This window comes from Mycobacterium montefiorense, from assembly GCF_025823255.1.
GTDB lineage: Bacteria > Actinomycetota > Actinomycetes > Mycobacteriales > Mycobacteriaceae > Mycobacterium > Mycobacterium montefiorense.
Window position 1 is genome coordinate 1,232,033 of the sequence record NZ_JACKVL010000017.1, and the last position, 17,803, is coordinate 1,249,835.

Sequence of the window (17,803 nt, forward strand, 5' to 3'; positions counted from 1 at the left end):
CGACACCGGGTCGAGGAGGCGGTCGCATGGGCTCTGCGGGCCCCGACATCGCTGACATCGATTTCGACGATCTCACCTCTCCGCAGCTAACCGACATACAGCGTCAAATACTGGAATTCACTGAGGCCAAACGGGTCGACTTCGACATCAACGAAATGATCGCGGAGGCCGTCGGGCAAGCCGGCGCTGACGACCTGGACGACACGGATGGCTTCGGTGACCGGCTCAGGGCGCACGTCGCCGCGATCGAGGCCGACGACGGGCTGCGGCAGCTGAGCCGCTCGACGTTGCGGCAGCGAGTGGTTCGCTTGCTACGAAACCGGTTGTCGCTGACCGAGCTCGTCGCACGCTATCCCGAGATCGAGTCGATCCCGATCGAGAAGCCCTTCATTGTTGTCGGGATGCCGCGATCCGGCACCACCCATCTGGTGAATCTCATTGCCGCCGACCCACGCCGGCGCGCGCTGCCGTATTGGGAGAGTCAAGAACCGATACCGGCGCGCGGTGAGGGCCCCGACGTCTTCGGGGTCGACCCTCGTTATGCGCGTGCCAAGTCCGAACACGACGCATTGATGGTCAGCGCCCCGGTGGTGGCCGCCATGCACGACCGATTCCCCGGGGCGATCGAGGAAGAGGTCGAACTCCTTGACCTCGACCTGGCCGGCTATGTCCTGGAATGGCATGCCCGCGTACCGGCTTGGCGCGACTACTACCTCGCACTCGACCAAACACGCCACTACGCGTATCTGAAAAAGGTCTTGCAGGCGCTGACCTTTCTGCGCGGGCCGCGCACCTGGATCCTCAAGAGTCCCCAGCACTGTGAGCAACTCGGCCCATTGATGGCGACCTTTCCCGACGCGACGGTGGCCTTCACGCATCGCGATCCTGTCGCGGTCGTCCAGTCGGCGATCACGATGATGGCGTACTCCGATCGGCTGCGCCGGACGAGCATCGATCCGGGGTGGCTACTGGATTACTGGACCGATCGGGTGCACCGGCTGCTGCGCGCATGTGTCCGCGATCGCGAGCTGGTGCCGGCCGAACGTAGCATCGACATGACCTTCGACGAGCTCAACGGCAACGAAATGCCGCTGCTCGAACAGCTATACGCGCGCGGCGGAGTCGAATTGACGCCGAAGGCGCGCAACGGGTTCCAGCGATACTTGGACGGCAATCCGCGCGGCAAGCATGGCCGTATCCGCTACGACCTGCAACGGCACTTCGGCGTCTCGGCCGATGAACTGCGCGGACGGTTCGACTTCTACCTCGACCGGTTCGACGTCCGCCCCGAATGAGGAGCATCGATGGGTAGCCAAGACTTTGAGCCGGTCTATCGCAGCAGGCCGGGCGCTGACGGGCTGCGGCCGGCGGCTGCCGAACAGGCCGAACAGATCGCGGCGGGACTGTGGTGCTCGCCGGGTCTGTCGAATGCGTACCTGCTGACTACCGACGACGGCCGGGTCATCGTCAACACCGGCATGGGCTTCGAGGGCCCGGTGCATCGCGCGAACTTCGACGCCGTCGACCCTTCGCCGGTGCGCTACATCATCTTCACCCAGGGGCACGTCGACCACGTGGGCGGACTGGACAGCGTCTGCGACCCAGACACAACCGTTGTGGCCCAAGCGAACTGGACTCAATGGCGGGACGACAACGAACGCCTGATTCCGTACCGTGCCAGCCGCAGCGCCTTCGCCTTCTCCGACACCCTGGCGACGGGCATCCAGGCCGTTCAGCGCCGCCTGGGCACCACGCGGCTGCCCGCTCAGAGCGTTCCCACCGTCGACCTCGACTTCGACGACACGCTCACCCTCGACGTCGGGGGCCGACGGCTGGAGCTGATCTCGGTCCCGGGCGGTGAGACCACCGATTCATTGGTGATATGGCTGCCCGATGAACGAATCTGTTTGTGTGGAAATACGTTTGGACCAGTATTCGGACACATTCCTAACTTGGTGACGATGCGCGGCGACCGCTACCGAGATGCCCTGACCGCTATCGCTTCGGTCGAGCGGGTTCGTGATCTTGCGCCTGAACTCCTGGTGACGGGTCACTTCGAACCGATCGCGGGCGCAGATCGCATCCACGCCGAGCTCACCCGGTTGCGCAACGCCATTGCCTACATTCACGACCAGACCGTGGCCGGGATGAATGCCGGAAAAGATGTCCAGACGCTGATGAACGAGATCGTCTTGCCCGCGGAATACGAGGTGGGCCAGGGCTATGGAAAGGTCTCCTGGGATGTGCGGGCGGTGTGGGAGAACTACTCGGGCTGGTTCCACCACCGGTCGACCACCGAGCTCTACTCCATTGGGTTCGACGCCGTCGGCACCGACGTGGTGGAACTGGCCGGAGCCGATGAGCTGACGGCGCGCGCAACGGCGCACCTCACCCAGAGCCGCCCACTGCACGCCATCCACCTTGCCGAGCTGGTCACCACCGCGCAGCCGGACCATCCGGGAGCACGTGAAGTGCTCAGGGAAGCGCACCAAAGCCTGCTGGACGCCACCACCAACTTCTGGGAAAGAGCCTGGCTCTCAAGACAAATTGCGACTAACTCGTGACAGCACGGTGAGGACATCACTATGGCATTTGCATTGCACCCCAACGACTTCTATCACACCGGCATCGTGGTGCCTGACCTCGACGCCGCGATGGCCCGGCTCAGCGCATTGGCCGGCTATCGATGGATCACGCCGCTGCGCTACACGTTGCCCTTCCGCACCACCGAAGGGGTTCGCGACCTGACTTCGACGATCGTCTATTCCGTGCAGAGCCCGCACATTGAACTGGTGCAGGAGGTTGCGGGCACGCCCTGGACGCCCGCACCGGGCAATTCCGTCCACCATGTCGGTTATTTCACCGACAACCTCGTCGAGACCGCGCGTGCATTGGAGAACAACGGCTTCTGCTTCGAAATGACCGGAGCAATACCGGATTCGGAGTTTGGGATGTTCGCCTACTACGTCGATGAGTTCGGCACCCGCATCGAGATCGTCGACCGCGCGCTATTCCCCGACTTCGCCGCGTTCGTTGAGTCCATCGCCGCACCTGGCCCCGCCGGAGCCTGACATGGTACTGACGGTGTTGCGCTTCAACTTCGCCTCGCCGAACGGGGAACCACGCACGCAAAGCAAGCTGCTATCCGCAGCCCTCGAACTGGTGCAATGGGGTGAGTCCCATGGCATCACGTCGATGAGCGTCGACGAGCACCATGTCACCGGCCACGGGTGGAGCTGCAATCCGATCATGGCCGCGGCGATGTTCCTGGCGCGGACCTCAACAATGATTGCCAGCGTGGACTGCGCGCTAGGGCCGTTGTGGAATCCGGTACGGCTCGCCGAAGACATTGCGCTGGTGGACAACATGAGTCGTGGACGGTTGCATACCACGGTCGGTCTGGGTTACCGGCCCGTCGAATACGACTCGCTCGGCCTGGATTTCAGCCAGCGAGGTGCGTTGATGGACAGCCTGGTCGAACGGATGCTGTCGGTGTGGTCCGGCGCCGAAGCGAATGCTGGAATTTGTACCGGTACCTGGAGTCGGCCGCATCCGCCGCTGTATGTGGGTGGCGGCGCGCGAGCCACCGCCCGGCGCGCGGCGCGCTTCGAGCTGCCGCTCAGCCTGGCCGACCATCTGCCCGACATCGCCGCCTACTATCGGGAACTGTGTTCTGCCGCCGGCATGAAACCCCTGATCCTGATGCCCGGCCCGATCAACCGCGGAATGATCTATCTACACGAGGATCCCGACCGGGCTTGGGCTGAACTTGGCGGTCACATCCTCTGGGAAGCAGTCACTTACGGCGAATGGTCCACCGACCAACGATCCTTGATGCACCTGCCCGGTGTGCGGACGCTGGATGAGGTCAGAGCATCGGGGCTTTACCGGTTTCTGACTCCCGATCAGCTCATCGCCGAAATCCGGGACACCGACGACTACGGGCCGCTGGTGCTGCATCCGCTGGTCGGCGGCATGCCCGTCGACGAAGCATGGAAATCGGTCCAGCTGCTGACCGACACCGTGCTGTCGGCCCTCGGCTGAGGTTATCTTTCTTGAACGCGTTGATTGGGCTTGCTGGTGAGCGGGTACCGCTGCTAGATCAGACAGCAGAAACATTGGGTGCCTCTGCTGGATCAGACGGCGGAAACGTGGGGTGCGATGATGAAATCTTGTGCGGTGAAGCGAACTTGTGCGCTCGTCGGCGGTGCGGGGTTGACCGCTCTCGTGGTCGCATGTGGCGGCGCTGCCGCCAGCCCGCAAGGCACGCCGAAGACATCGCCACCAACCTCGTCGGAGACGGCACCGAACCCTGGTGTGCCCAGTTCGGTGGGCCCGCCGGGTGGTTATGGCGGCGACAACGCGCCGGGCGGGGGAGCGGGTGCCGGCGGAGGCTGATGTCAGGGCACGACCGTCGAGTACAGCCACGTGTCCCACAGCGAGCGCAGCGACTCATCGGAATAGTTGGCCGCCAGCCCGGTGAAGTCGTCGGTGACGGCGGTGCCGTGACGATGCCGCGACGTCCAATCCTTCAGTAGCGCAAAGAAATTATCGTCACCCAATCGACCGCGCAGCGCATGCAGGGTCAGCGCACCGCGTTTGTAGACTCGGTCGTCGAACATGTCGCGCGCCCCGGGATCGGTCAGTAGCAGGTCCTGTGGCTGAGTGCGCAGCTTTGCGTGGTGCAGCTGGGCCAGTTCGTCGGCGCTGGGGCCGCCGCCGTGTTCGGACCACAACCACTCCGCGTAGCACGCGAATCCTTCGTGTAGCCAGATGTCGCGCCATTGGCCCGCGGTCACCGAGTTGCCGAACCACTGATGTGCAAGTTCATGGGCGATCAGCCGCTCGCTGGACCGCGTGCCGTCGCAATGGTTAGCGCCGAAGATCGAAATCCCTTGGGCTTCCAGGGGTATGTCCAGCGGATCGTCGGTGACAACCACTGTGAAGCCGGTAGCAAGCGGATATGATCCAAACAGCTCGATGAACAACTGCATCATCTGGGGCTGGCGGGCGAAATCGTGATCGAACTCCCGGCGTAACCGCTCGGGCAGTACCGCCTGTATCGGCACCGGCGTGCGGGCCAGCCGCCGCAATTCGTAGTTGCCGATTTGCAGGGTGATCAAGTAGGTCGATGTCGGCTCGCGCTGCTCGTAGGTCCACTCGGTGCGCGAGGCGCGGGCCCGGCGTGACAGCAGCTGCCCGTTGGTAACCACTCGGTACCGGCTTTCGGTGCTGACCTGGATATGGAACGCGGCTTTGGCGCTGGGGTGGTCGTTGCAGGGGAACCACGAAGCGGCGCCGTTGGGTTGCCCGGCGACCAATACACCATCGGTCAGCTCCTCGAAACCGACGTCGCCCCATAGTGAGCGAATCGGCCTCGGCGAACCGCCGTATCGGACCACGATCGACAACGCGGCCCCGGTTGGCAGCTTCGATCCCAATCGGATGCGTAATTTTCCTCCGCGACAAGAGAATTGATCCACCCGCCTGCCGTTCACCGAGACCTTGGACACGGTCAGCGCATTCGACAGGTCGAGCGTCAGTTGCTGCAATTCGGTCAGCGTGACAGCAGTGATCGTGGCCGTTGCGGACAGCCGATTCAACGCGACCCTGTAGTCCAGATCCAACTCGTACCGCGACACCTGGTATCCGGCATTGCCGTTTTTCGGCAGGTACTCATCGACCACTTCCGGCAGCGCTTTTTTCGGGGAGGGCTTCACGCGGCGGTGTCCTCGACGCCGCGCCCGGAGCCGGCCTTGCCTGCCTTCTTGCGGCCAGGATTCCACGGTCTGATCGGATTACCTTGCCAGCGTGTTGATCCTGGTACCTCGTCACCGCGGACCACCAGGGACGCGGGACCGACGGTCGCACCGGCACCCAGCCGGGCGGCGGGTAGCGCGACGCAATGCGGCCCCAGCGTCGCACCGGGTTCCAACACGACGCGGTCCATTCGCATGATCCGGTCGTGGAAGAGGTGGGTCTGCACCACGCAGCCACGGTTGACGGTGGACCCGTCGTCCAGCGTGACGAGATCTGCCTCAGGGAGCCAATAGCTTTCACACCACACGCCCCGGCCGATGCGGGCGCCGAGCGCGCGCAGCCACATGTTCAGCACCGGCGTGCCGCTGGCCGCCCGGGCGAACCATGGTGCGGCGACGGTTTCGACGAACGTGTCGGCTACTTCGTTGCGCCAGACGAACGACGACCACAGCGGATATTCGCTGGCCCTGATCCGGCCGACCAGAAGCCACTTCGCGACGATCGCGATGCCACCGGCGATCGCGCCGGCCGCCAGCAGCACCAGGCCACCGCCCAGTGCCGCCCACCAGATGCTGAATATCCGTGCCAGTGCTTGCAATCCGCCCAGTACGGCCAGACCGATCGCGACCGACGCGATCACCGGCAGTAACCGGAGTGTTTCCACCAGCGCCCGCATCGTCTTCAAACTCTGCGGTGGGTCATACGTGGTCGCCTCGTCGGCCTCCGCGGGGCGACGGCGCAGCCGCATCGGTGGGCTACCCAGCCAGGACGAGCCGCGCTTGGCCTTGGGCGGCGCGGCCGACAGCACCGCCACCAATCCGTCGTCGGGAACTCGGCGGCCCGGCTGGGTAATCCCGGAGTTGCCGAGGAACGCGCGCCTGCCGACGGTTGTCTTCGCCGCGTAGATCCAGCCGCCGCCGAGCTCGTAGGACGCGACCATCGTGTCGTCGGCCAGGAAGGCACCGTCCTCGATGACGGCGAACTTCGGGGTCATCAATACGGTCGAAATCTCAGTGCCATGACCCACTTTGGCGCCAAGCAGCCGCAGCCACATCGGCGTCAGCAGGCTGGCATACAGCGGGAACAGATAATTGCGCGCGGCATCCATCAGCCGCTCGGTGGCCCACAGCTGCCAGCCGGCTCGGCTGCGTACCGGGTGATAGCCCTCGCGCAGTCGCAGCGACAACACCCGCACGCCAATCACTGTCAGCAGCGTGTACATCGTGAGTCCGGCCAGCGTCGCGGCCGGTGTCCACAGCAGCGCGGGGACCACGGCCTGCGACAGGCGGTGGGTGTGGCGGACCGCGACCACGATGACCGCCAGGCCGGCCGCCACGGCGAGCAGCGGCAGCGCCCCCAGCAGAACCGACGTCAATCCGTACATGACGACCCAGCGCGTGCGGTGCGGCGGCCGCTCGTCCGGCCAGGGGTGGTTGACCCGCCCGGACTTCACTGCCGGCGATCCCTTCCAGTACCGGCCGTTTTTGATCTTGTCCAGCACGCCGGCGCCGGGTGCAACGTCGGCGTTCTTGCCGACGACCGCGCCGGGCAGCAGCGTCGACCGCGCGCCAATCGTGGCGTCATCGCCGATCGTGATCTCACCGACGTGGAACGTGTCCCCGTCGATCCAGTGACCGCTCAGGTCGACTTCGGGCTCGACGGCACAGCGCTGGCCGACCGTGAGCAACCCGGTGACCGGCGGCAGCGAATGCAGGTCGACACCCTTGCCGATGTCGGCGCCGAGCGCGCGGGCGTAGTACACCAGCCACGGCGCACCGGACAGGTTGTGGGCGCCGCTGGCCTCCGCCAGCCGTTCGGTGAACCAGATCCGCAGGTGCACCGAGCCGCCGCGAGGATAGCTGCCGGGGCGGACGCGCGACAGCAGCATTCGCGCGAACAACACCGCGATGCCCATCCGGCCCAACGGCGTGACGAATGCGACGAATGCCGCCGCGACCAGCCACCAGTTCACCGCCACGGTCCACGGCACCACGTGCAGGGCGCGAGCGACGTTGTTGCCCAGCGCCAGCCACGTCAACCATGGCAGCGCCGCCAGCGTCGCCAATGGCAGGGCCAGCAAGGTCTGCGTGAACCCCGTCAGCCACGGTGTCGGCCGGACCGTGCGCTCGGTGACCTGCGGTGGCGGCTCGAGTTCGTCGAGGAACCCGGCGAGTGAGCCCAACCGGGGATGGTCGTACAGGTCGGCGACGGTGACCTGCGGATACTGCTGCCGCAGCCCGGATACCAGTTGCGCGGCGGCCAGCGAGCCGCCGCCGAGTGCGAAGAAATCCGCTTCGACAGTGTCGACCGCCGCCCCGAGCAGATCTCGCCACAGCCCGGCCAGCCGGCCGGCCGTGCCGCCGAGATCGGCCGACTCGTCCGACTCGCCGCCCGGCGGTGGCCACGGCAGCGCGTCACGGTCGACCTTGCCCGACGTTCGGGTGGGCAGTTCGGGCACCCGCACCAGCCGTGGCACCAGCGAGGCCGGCAGTTGCTCGGCAAGGCGGGCGCGCGCCTCGTCGACGTCGAACGCCGGGTCGGTGCTGACGACGTAGCCGACCAGTACCGGCGTGCCGGTGACGGTGTGGCGAACCGCCGCCGCTCCACCGCTGACTCCCGGCAGGTGCACCAGCGCCGAGTCGACCTCGCCCAGCTCGATACGCCGGCCGCCGAGCTTGACCTGGTCGTCGCCGCGGCCGCAGAAATACAGCCCGTCGCGTTCCAGCCGAACCAGATCGCCGCTGCGATAGGCGCGCTGCCAGCCCAGCGACGGCATCGCGGCGTACTTCTCGGCGTCCTTGTCCTTGTCCAGGTAGCGGGCCAGCCCGACGCCGCCGATCACCAGCTCGCCGACATCGCCGTAGGCGACCGGCAGGCAGTCGGCGTCGACCACGGCCAGGTCCCAGCCCGGCAACGGCAGCCCGATGCTGATCGGTCCCGAGCTGTCGAGCTTCGCCGCGCACGCGACGACGGTGGCCTCGGTCGGGCCGTAGGTGTTCCACACCTCCCGTCCATCGCCGGCGAGCCGCTCGACCAGTTCCGGCGGGCAGGCCTCACCGCCAAAGATCAACAGGCGCACCGCTTCGAGCGCCTCGCTGGGCCACAGCGCGGCCAGTGTCGGCACCGTCGACACCACGGTCACATCGCGGGTGACCAACCAGGGACCGAGGTCCATCCCGCTGCGCACCAACGATCGCGGTGCGGGCACCAGGCAGGCGCCATGCCGCCAGGCCAGCCACATCTCCTCGCATGACGCGTCGAAAGCTACTGACAGTCCGGCAAGTACCCGGTCACCCGGGCCAATCGGGTTGTCCTGCAAGAACATCTGTGCCTCGGCATCGACGAATGCGGCCGCGCTGCGGTGCGTGACCGCAACGCCCTTCGGCATTCCGGTCGAGCCGGACGTGAAGATGATCCAGGCGTCGTCGCGGCCCAGCGGCGAGGTGGCTCGCCAGCCTCGCGACAAGCCGACGCCGCGGAGCAAGCCCGCCTCGGTGATGACGCCCACGACGGCGGCCTCACCGAACACCAACTCGGCGCGTTCCTCGGGGTCGTCGGCGTCGACGGGCACGTAGGCGGCTCCGGTGGCCAGCGTCGCCAGGATCGCCACATACAACGCATAGCTGCCCGACGGCATTCGGATGCCGATCCGGTCCCCCCGGCCGATACCTCTGGCCGCCAGCCATTCCACGCTGGCCTCGATGTCGCTAATCAGTTCGCTGTAGGTGAGCTGGACGGTGCCGTCATCGATGGCCGTCGCGTCCGGATAGCGCGCAGCGGTCTCATAAAGGATCTCGATCAGCGTGCGTGGGCTGGGTGCGGCAGGCGACAGCGTGTATTGCGCTGGGACTTGTGCGGGGACGGGAGGCCCAGGAGGCGAAGGCACCCCACGAAAATACTCAAGTCCTGGCGCCACGCCGGCAAGCGCTGCGGCGTGTGAGGTTGCGCGGCGAAAGCTAGGCGATGCGGCGCTGCTCGAGCCAGTCGGCCAGCGAGCGCCCGGCGTCCAGAACATGGCGCTCGGCGATCGTGCGGGCACGTTCGACGTCCTTGTCGCCGAGTGCGTCCAGTAGCTCCTGGTGCTCGTCGAGCGAATGCTTCTCGTGGTCGGGAAACAGGGTGAGGAAGTTGCTCGGCACCACCCGAGCGGCCTGCTTGATCTGCGTCATCAGCCGCGGCGAGTGAGCGGCGCGGTGGATCTTTTGGTGAAAGTGCCAGTTCGCCTCGCCGATGCTGTCGTCACCGGAGCGAGCGACCACGTCGGCCGCGAGCGCGCGCAGCATGTCGAGCTCTTCGGATTCGATCCGTTCGGCCGCCCACGCGGCGGCCTGTCCGGTGAGGACTCCGAGGATGGTGAAGCTGTCCATCACGTCGGTGGGGCTGATGCCGATCACGGTGACGCCGCTGCGGGGTGCCACCTGGACCAATCCTTCGAAGGAGAGCTCGAGCAGCGCCTCGCGGACCGGGGTCCGGCTGGTCGCGAACTCCTCGGTGATGGCATCGAGGTCGACCCGGGCGCCGGCGGGCAAGGCGCCGGTAAGGATGCGGTCGCGGAGTTCGCGGGCGGCGCGTTCGCGGACCGTGCCGGAGATGTCGATCGCTGCCATCCGCGAATGCTATCAAACAACGCACCTAACATCTGATATCTGAAATATCAGATGTTAGATTTCGGGTATGGCTGATCGACGACAAGACAAGATGGCCCTCGTTGCGTTCATGCAGGCCGGCAGCACCTCGGTGTACGCCGGATCGTGGCGGCACCCGGCGACCGAACATGGCTACCTCGACGCTTCGTACTACGCCAAGATCGCCCGCCAGCTCGAAGAAGGCTGCTTCGATCTGATGTTCTTCGACGACCGGCTCGCGATGCCCGGGGTTTATGGGGGATCGGTCGCCGAGGCGGTGTCCTACGGGGCTCGGCCGGTCAAACTGGACCTGAGCATCGTCCTCGGCGTGCTGGCCCAGGCCACCTCGCGCATCGGACTGGGCGCGACCTACTCGACCACCTACTACCAGCCGTTCCACGTCGCCCGAACTTTCGCCACGCTGGATCACTTGTCCGGCGGCCGGGCCGGCTGGAACGTGGTCACCTCCGTCAACGACAGCGAGGCGCAGAACTTCGGTGTCAACGCCCACCTCGGCCACGACGAGCGCTACGACCGCGCCGACGAGTTCATGGACGTTGTCGCCGGACTCTGGGACACCTGGGAAGACGACGCGGTCCTGCATGACCGGGCGACCGGGCACTACGCAGATCCGGACAAGGTGCACGAACTGGCTCACGTCGGGCGGTACTTCTCATCGCGTGGGCCGCTGACCGTGCCGCGGACCCCGCAAGGCCGGCCGGTGATCATCCAGGCCGGCTCTTCGGGACGTGGACGCGAATTCGCCTCCCAGTGGGCGGAATTGATCTTCACCGGGGATCCGGGCATCGAGGTCGCGCGCAGTCACTACGCCGACCAGAAAGAACGAATCGCCGATGCCGGGCGTTATCCTTCCGCAGTACGGATCTGCCCGATGGCCTACGCTGTGGTAGGCGAGTCCGAGGCCCACGCCAAGGAGCGCGAAGCTCTGTTCCTCAACGAACTGGTTCATCCCATGGCATCACTGACACTGTTGTCGGAGTTGATGAATTACGACTTCGCGCAACACGATCTGGACGATCCCGTGACCGACGAGCTGATCGCGTCGTCCTCCGGAATTCGCGGCCTGGTGCAGAACCTGCGCAAGCACATCGGTGGCGACACGGTGACCGTGCGCGATCTGGCCGGCCATCGCGCGACGCTGCTGCAGGGGCCCCGCTTCGTCGGCACCGGCGAACAGGTTGCCGATCAGATGGCGGACTGGTTCGAAAGCGGAGCCTGCGACGGTTTCGTGCTGGCCGCAACGCATCTGCCCGGCGCGTTTGAAGATGTGGTGCGGATGGTGGTTCCGGAACTGCAACGACGCGGCCTGTTCCGCACCGAGTACGAGTCCTCGACGTTGCGGGGACACCTTGGGCTACAACGGCCCTCGAACGCACACGTGGGTGCCGGTGCGAATGCTTGACGGGGTGCGAGTGCTCGACCTCGCCACTTTGGCGGCGGCCCCACTGGTCGCGACGTACTTGGGCGACTTCGGCGCCGACGTGATCAAGGTCGAAGACCCGCGACACGGCGATCCGATCCGCGGTTGGGGCAATCAGCGCGAGGATGTCGGGCTGATGTGGAAGTCCTTATCGCGCAACAAGCGAGCGATCACGCTGGATCTGCGCTGCGCCGAAGGTCAGGCAATGGTGCGTCGGCTGGTCGAGCATGCCGACGTCGTCATCTTCAACACCCGGCCCCAGACATTGCGCAAATGGGGCCTGGACTACGAGAACCTACGCGCGGTCAACGACCGAATCGTGATGTTGCACATCACCGGATACGGGTTGACCGGACCGAAGAGCGAACGCCCGGGCTTCGGCACGCTCGGCGAGGCGATGAGCGGGTTCGCCCACCTCACCGGACCGGCCGGCGGCCCGCCCACGCTGCCGCCGTTCATGTTGGCCGACGGCGTGGCCTCGCTGAACGCCACCTACGCGGTCATGATGGCGCTCTATCACCGCGACGTGCACGGTGCACCGGGACAGCTGATCGATGTCAACCTGATCGACCCGCTGGCCCGGCTGCTGGAGCAGACCCTGTTGGGGTATGACCAATTGGGTTTGGTGCCCGAGCGCGCCGGCAATCGCTGGGACATCTCGGCTCCGCGCAACACCTACCAAACCGCGGACGGACGTTGGCTGGCCATGTCCGGCAGCTCACCGGCGTTGGCGCTGAGGGTTTTTCGCGCAATCGGCCGCGACGACCTGCTGTCCGACCCCGACTTCTCCGACCCGCAGCGGCGGCTGGCCCGGGCTCGTGAGGTCGATGCCGTGGTTGCGGATTGGGTTGCGACCAAGACGCTTTCGGAAGCGATGGAGACCTTCGAAGCTCACGAAGTAGCTGCGGCGCCCGTCTACGACATCCGCGATCTGGTCGCCGACGAGCAGCTGACGCATCGCGAGGTGTTCATCTCTGTCGAGGATGATCAGCTGGGGCAGATGACGGTGCAGGCCCCGGTGCCACGTTTTTCGTCGGCGTCCGGAACAGTCGGCCATCTCGGGCCCTACCTCGGCGAGCACAATGCCGAAGTCTACGGCGAGCTACTTGGCTTGACTTCCAAAGACATTGACGACCTGCGCGCCCGCGGCGTGCTGTGACAGAAGGAAGTTCTTACAGGTGACCGATCTGCTCCGTCGTTCCGAACTCGCGGTGCCCGCGAGCAACGACAACATGTTCGAGAAGGGCGCCCGGTGTGGCGCCGACCTGGTGTTCCTCGACCTCGAGGATGCGGTGCCCCCGGCGGTCAAGGAAGAGTCGCGCGTTAAGGCGATCGCCGCGCTCAACGACATCGACTGGGGGCGCACCGCCCGCGCCATCCGGATCAACGGTCTGCACACCCAGTGGTGCCATGACGACGTCATTGATGTCGTCAGCAACGCCGGCGAGAACCTGGACACCATCATCATCCCGAAAGCACGCACGGCCCGCGACGTCTGGTGGGTGGATGTGCTACTCACCCAATTGGAATCGAAACTCGGTCTGGGTAAACGGATTCGGCTCGAGGTCCTGATCGAAGAAGTGGAAGGCCTGGCAAACGCGGAGGAGATCGCGGCGGCAAGTCCGCGGCTGGACGCGTTGATCTTCGGGGTCGGCGATTTCTCGCTGTCGCAGGGCGCGCGGGTCGACACCAACTTCGTCCCGCTCGGCGAATACCCCGGTGAATTCTGGGCTTACGCGCGCAACAAGGTGATAGTGGCGGCGCGCATCGCGGGAATTGACGCGATCGACGCACCCTATCCCGACTATCGGGACCTGTCGGGCTACGAGCGTGACGCGCGGCGCGCATCGTTGCTCGGCTACACCGGAAAGTGGGCCATTCATCCCGACCAGGTGCCTGTCGCCAACGGGGTCTACGCGCCGACCGCCGATGAGATCGCCCGAGCCGAAGCAAATGTCACTGCCTATCGGGAGGCCGAGGCCAAGGGCCGCGGCGCGGTCGGCGTCAACGGCGTGCTGGTCGACGCCGCCCATGTGAAGCAGGCGGAGCAGACGCTGGCGCGCGCAGCACTGATCAACGGCAATCAGTAGGCGTGATTGACCGCGTTCGTGCCGGGGTAGTCCGTACTAGATCAATTCAACGGACGCCCAATAGAAGGGGGCATGACGTGATTGTTTTAGGCATCATTCTCGTTGTAATCGGCTATTTCGCCGCCATCCCGATTCTGGAAACGATCGGCGGCATCCTGGTGCTGATCGGCGTGGTCTTGTGGATCCTCGGGGCGGTCGGACGTCCGGTGGGCGGCCGAAAGGTCTGGTTTTAGGGCCTAGGGCACAAGCTGTTTCGGCGCATTGCCGACGTTGCGGTGGCGACGTAGGATTTGCAGTCTCTCGATAAGGGGCGTGACTGCTTATGGCCAAGATCCTGTTCGTCGTCACCGCAACGAGTTACTGGACACTCAAGGACGGCACTCGGCATCCCACCGGGTATTGGGCCGAAGAATTCGCCGCTCCCTACGACGCGCTCAGCCGGGCCGGACACCAAATCGTGGTGGCCACGCCTGGCGGCACGGTGCCCTACGTGGACGTGATGAGCCTGCGTCCGTCGATGGCCGGCAGCGTCGAGATCGCCGAAAAGCTCGAAGGGATATTGCGCTCGGCCGAACAGCTGCGCGCGCCAATCCAACTCGCCAGCGTCCGCCTAGACGACTACGACGCCATCTATTACCCCGGTGGCCACGGCCCGATGGAAGACCTCTGGCGCGACGCGGATTCCGGCCGACTGCTCGTTGCTGCCCTCGCGTCGGGTAAGCCGTTGGCGATCGTCTGCCACGCGCCGGCCGCGATCCTGGCCACCCGCCGCGACGGTGTTTCGCCCTTTGCGGGTTATCGGGTTACCGCCTTCACTAACGACGAAGAGGACGGCGTCGGACTCCGGGAGAAGGCGCCTTGGACGGTCGAGGACGAACTCGTCAAGTTGGGCATCGACTTCGTCCGGGGGGAAATGTGGAAGCCGTTCACGGTGTCGGACCGCAATCTCTACACCGGCCAGAACCCCGCCTCGGCCGGGCCGCTGGCGGAGCAGGTACTCGAAGTGCTGCCCCGTTGATCGGCGGGCGTTGCGACCAATAGGAAACTTTCAGATGCGATACCGCCGGCGCTAGCGTCACGCGTGAGGCGTGATCGCGATCGACGTTGACGTTATGAAAACCATTGCAAATAAGCAATTCTGGTTCATCGCCTGCGGGGCCGGAGAAGAAGCGACGGCTTGTCGCTGAAGCACCGTGCATGCCATAGTGATCACGCAATCTGGCGGCTAGACACACAAGCGGTCCGCGCGGTATTCCACGTAGTACTCGTCGGCCACTTGCTGTGATGACTGATAGACCTTTGCATGTCGCGACATCCGTGTGAACTGGAATCAAGCATCGCCACGGGTGCCGCGCGGCCAAATCCGGGATGACCCGGGGGGAGGACCTGCACAAAAGAAATGTCTTCACTAATCGAGTCGGAAAATGAGACCACTGAGGATCTGGTCGTCGGTGAGGTGGCCGCTGAGGATGTCGCGACCAAAGATCACGTGATCGATGGCGACGCGGCGTGTAATGGGGCGACCAGCGAAGGCGTGCAGGCGAATACGCTGACCACGCTCCCGCTGGAGCAGCGGCCGGAACCCTGGTGGAGATGCCCGCGATGACGCGGATCGCCGAGCGTGGTGTCCGGTTGTCGCAGTTCCATACGACTGCGCTGTGTTCACCGACGCGGGCGTCGCTGCTGACTGGTCGCAATGCCACGANCCTGGTGGAGATGCCCGCGATGACGCGGATCGCCGAGCGTGGTGTCCGGTTGTCGCAGTTCCATACGACTGCGCTGTGTTCACCGACGCGGGCGTCGCTGCTGACTGGTCGCAATGCCACGACGGTGGGGATGGCCACGATTGAGGAGTTCACCGACGGTTTCCCGAACTGCAATGGCCGCATCCCGACCGACACGGCCTTGCTGTCCGAGGTGCTCAATGAGCGCGGCTACAACACGTACTGCGTGGGTAAGTGGCACCTGACGCCGTTGGAGGAGTCCAGCATGGCCTCGACGAAGCGGCACTGGCCGACGTCGCGCGGTTTCGAACGGTTCTATGGGTTCATGGGCGGGGAGACCGATCAGTGGTATCCCGATCTGGTGTACGACAACCACCCGGTGAACCCTCCTGGCACCCCCGAGGATGGCTACCACCTGTCAAAAGACCTGGCCGACAAGGCAATTGAATTCATCCGTGACGCCAAGGTGATTGCGCCGGACAAGCCGTGGTTCAGCTATGTGTGCCCCGGCGCCGGACACGCCCCGCATCACGTGTTCACCGAGTGGGCGGACAAGTACGCCGGCACGTTCGACATGGGTTATGAGCGTTACCGCGAGATCGCGCTGCAACGACAGAAGGCGATGGGGCTGGTCCCGGCGGACACCGAGCTGTCGCCCATTAACCCGTATCTGGATGTCAAGGGGCCCAACGGTGAGCCGTGGCCGCTGCAGGACACGGTGCGGCCCTGGGATGGGCTCACCGATGAAGAAAAGAAGTTGTTTTCCCGGATGGCGGAGGTGTTCGCGGGGTTCTTGAGCTACACCGACGCCCAGATCGGGCGGATTCTGGACTATCTCGAGGAATCCGGTCAGCTGGACAACACCATCATTGTGGTGATCTCCGACAACGGTGCCAGCGGCGAGGGCGGGCCGAACGGGTCGGTCAACGAAGGCAAGTTCTTCAACGGCTACATCGACACCGTGGAGCAGAGCATGAAGCTCTTCGATCACCTCGGTGGACCCCAGACCTACAACCATTACCCGATCGGGTGGGCGATGGCGTTCAACACACCCTATAAGCTGTTCAAGCGCTACGCCTCCCACGAAGGCGGCATCGCCGACACGGCGATCGTCTCCTGGCCCAACGGTATTGCGGCACACGGCGAGGTTCGCGACAACTACGTCAACGTTTCCGATATCACCCCGACGATCTATGACCTGCTGGGTATGGCGCCGCCGGAGACGGTCAAGGGCATCACGCAGAAGCCGCTCGATGGTGTGAGCTTCGCGGCAGCGCTGGCAGATTCGGCCGCGAGCACCGGAAAGCGGACCCAGTTCTACACGATGCTGGGCACCCGTGGGATCTGGCACGACGGCTGGTTCGCCAACACCGTGCACGCCGCCACCCCGGCGGGCTGGTCGCACTTCGATGCCGATCGGTGGGAGTTGTTCCACATCGAGGCCGACCGCAGTCAGTGCCATGACCTGGCTGCCGAGCAACCCGAGAAGCTGGAAGAGCTTAAGGCGCTCTGGTTTTCCGAAGCCGCCAAGTACAACGGGCTACCGCTGGCCGACCTGAACCTGATGGAAACGCTGACCCGCTTCCGGCCCTACCTGGTGGGCGAGCGGGCCAGCTACATCTACTATCCGGATTGCGCCGACGTCGGAATCGGCGCCGCCGCCGAAATTCGAGGCCGCTCGTTCGGCGTGCTCGCCGACGTGACCGTGGATACCACTGGCGCCGAAGGGGTGCTGTTCAAACAGGGCGGTGCGCACGGCGGGCATGTGCTGTTCATCCAGGACGGTCGCCTGCACTATGTCTACAACTTCCTGGGCGAACGTCACCAGCTGGTGTCCTCTTCGAGCGCAGTGCCGTTGGGCAGACACTTGTTCGGTGCCAGCTATGCGCGCACCGGAACCGTCGAGAACAGCCACACGCCGCTGGGCGACGTCACCCTGTTCATCGACGACGAGGTGGTCGGCACGCTCGCCGGCGTCGTCACCCACCCGGGCACGTTCGGGCTGGCCGGTGCCGGCATCACCGTCGGCCGAAACGGCGGATCGGCAGTGTCCAGCCACTACAAAGCCCCATTCACCTTCACCGGCGGCACCATCGCTGCGGTCACTATCGACTTGTCCGGGCGGCCCTATCAGGACGTGGAATCCGAACTTGCACTGGCATT

Annotated in this window: 13 protein-coding genes and 1 pseudogene; 11 read left to right on the top strand and 3 right to left on the bottom strand. The window is 65.1% G+C overall.

The window, feature by feature from the left end; all coding sequences use genetic code 11:
• Positions 1-26: 26 nt before the first annotated feature.
• The 4 genes from H7K34_RS25790 to H7K34_RS25805 are packed head-to-tail and all read left to right on the top strand — an operon-like array spanning position 27 to position 4,044.
• Entirely contained in the window at positions 27-1,295 is a 1,269-nt protein-coding gene (locus H7K34_RS25790; protein ID WP_264064789.1) for a sulfotransferase family protein, read from the top strand.
• 9 nt (positions 1,296-1,304) lie between these two features.
• Complete coding sequence (locus tag H7K34_RS25795; RefSeq protein ID WP_264064790.1) at positions 1,305-2,564, top strand: MBL fold metallo-hydrolase; 1,260 nt, start codon at positions 1,305-1,307, stop codon at positions 2,562-2,564.
• 21 nt (positions 2,565-2,585) lie between these two features.
• A complete protein-coding gene (locus H7K34_RS25800; RefSeq protein ID WP_264064791.1) occupies positions 2,586-3,071 on the top strand; it encodes a VOC family protein in 486 nt (161 codons plus the stop codon).
• A gap of 1 nt (position 3,072) precedes the next feature.
• Complete coding sequence (locus H7K34_RS25805) at positions 3,073-4,044, top strand: LLM class flavin-dependent oxidoreductase (protein WP_264064792.1); 972 nt, start codon at positions 3,073-3,075, stop codon at positions 4,042-4,044.
• A 356-nt stretch (positions 4,045-4,400) separates the two neighbouring features.
• On the opposite strand, the gene H7K34_RS25810 is transcribed toward H7K34_RS25805, so the two are convergent.
• The 3 genes from H7K34_RS25810 to H7K34_RS25820 form a co-directional block, all read right to left on the bottom strand.
• Entirely contained in the window at positions 4,401-5,720 is a 1,320-nt protein-coding gene (locus tag H7K34_RS25810; RefSeq protein WP_264064793.1) for a M1 family metallopeptidase, read from the bottom strand.
• Positions 5,717-9,646 carry a Pls/PosA family non-ribosomal peptide synthetase gene (locus tag H7K34_RS25815; RefSeq protein WP_264064794.1) on the bottom strand — a complete coding sequence of 1,310 codons (3,930 nt, stop codon included), beginning with the start codon at positions 9,644-9,646 and terminating at the stop codon, positions 5,717-5,719. The genes H7K34_RS25810 and H7K34_RS25815 overlap by 4 nt, the downstream gene beginning before the upstream one ends.
• 70 nt (positions 9,647-9,716) lie before the next feature.
• Positions 9,717-10,367 carry a GntR family transcriptional regulator gene (locus tag H7K34_RS25820; RefSeq protein ID WP_264064795.1) on the bottom strand — a complete coding sequence of 217 codons (651 nt, stop codon included), beginning with the start codon at positions 10,365-10,367 and terminating at the stop codon, positions 9,717-9,719.
• 67 nt (positions 10,368-10,434) lie between these two features.
• Between H7K34_RS25820 and H7K34_RS25825 the strand changes: the two genes are divergently transcribed.
• The 7 genes and pseudogenes from H7K34_RS25825 to H7K34_RS25855 all read left to right on the top strand — a co-directional run.
• Complete coding sequence (locus H7K34_RS25825) at positions 10,435-11,808, top strand: LLM class flavin-dependent oxidoreductase (RefSeq protein WP_264064796.1); 1,374 nt, start codon at positions 10,435-10,437, stop codon at positions 11,806-11,808.
• Positions 11,801-12,985, top strand: coding sequence for a CaiB/BaiF CoA transferase family protein (locus H7K34_RS25830; protein WP_264064797.1), 1,185 nt, complete (start codon positions 11,801-11,803; stop codon positions 12,983-12,985). Before H7K34_RS25825 ends, H7K34_RS25830 begins: the two co-directional genes overlap by 8 nt.
• A gap of 19 nt (positions 12,986-13,004) precedes the next feature.
• A complete protein-coding gene (locus H7K34_RS25835; protein ID WP_264064798.1) occupies positions 13,005-13,916 on the top strand; it encodes an HpcH/HpaI aldolase/citrate lyase family protein in 912 nt (303 codons plus the stop codon).
• Positions 13,917-13,993: 77 nt separating this feature from the next.
• A complete protein-coding gene (locus tag H7K34_RS25840) occupies positions 13,994-14,149 on the top strand; it encodes a hypothetical protein (RefSeq protein ID WP_108926317.1) in 156 nt (51 codons plus the stop codon).
• A gap of 89 nt (positions 14,150-14,238) precedes the next feature.
• Positions 14,239-14,934, top strand: coding sequence for a type 1 glutamine amidotransferase domain-containing protein (locus H7K34_RS25845; RefSeq protein ID WP_264064799.1), 696 nt, complete (start codon positions 14,239-14,241; stop codon positions 14,932-14,934).
• 381 nt (positions 14,935-15,315) lie between these two features.
• A complete protein-coding gene (locus tag H7K34_RS25850; protein WP_264064800.1) occupies positions 15,316-15,522 on the top strand; it encodes a hypothetical protein in 207 nt (68 codons plus the stop codon).
• A gap of 101 nt (positions 15,523-15,623) precedes the next feature.
• Positions 15,624-17,803: pseudogene (locus tag H7K34_RS25855) on the top strand (arylsulfatase); the annotation flags it as partial.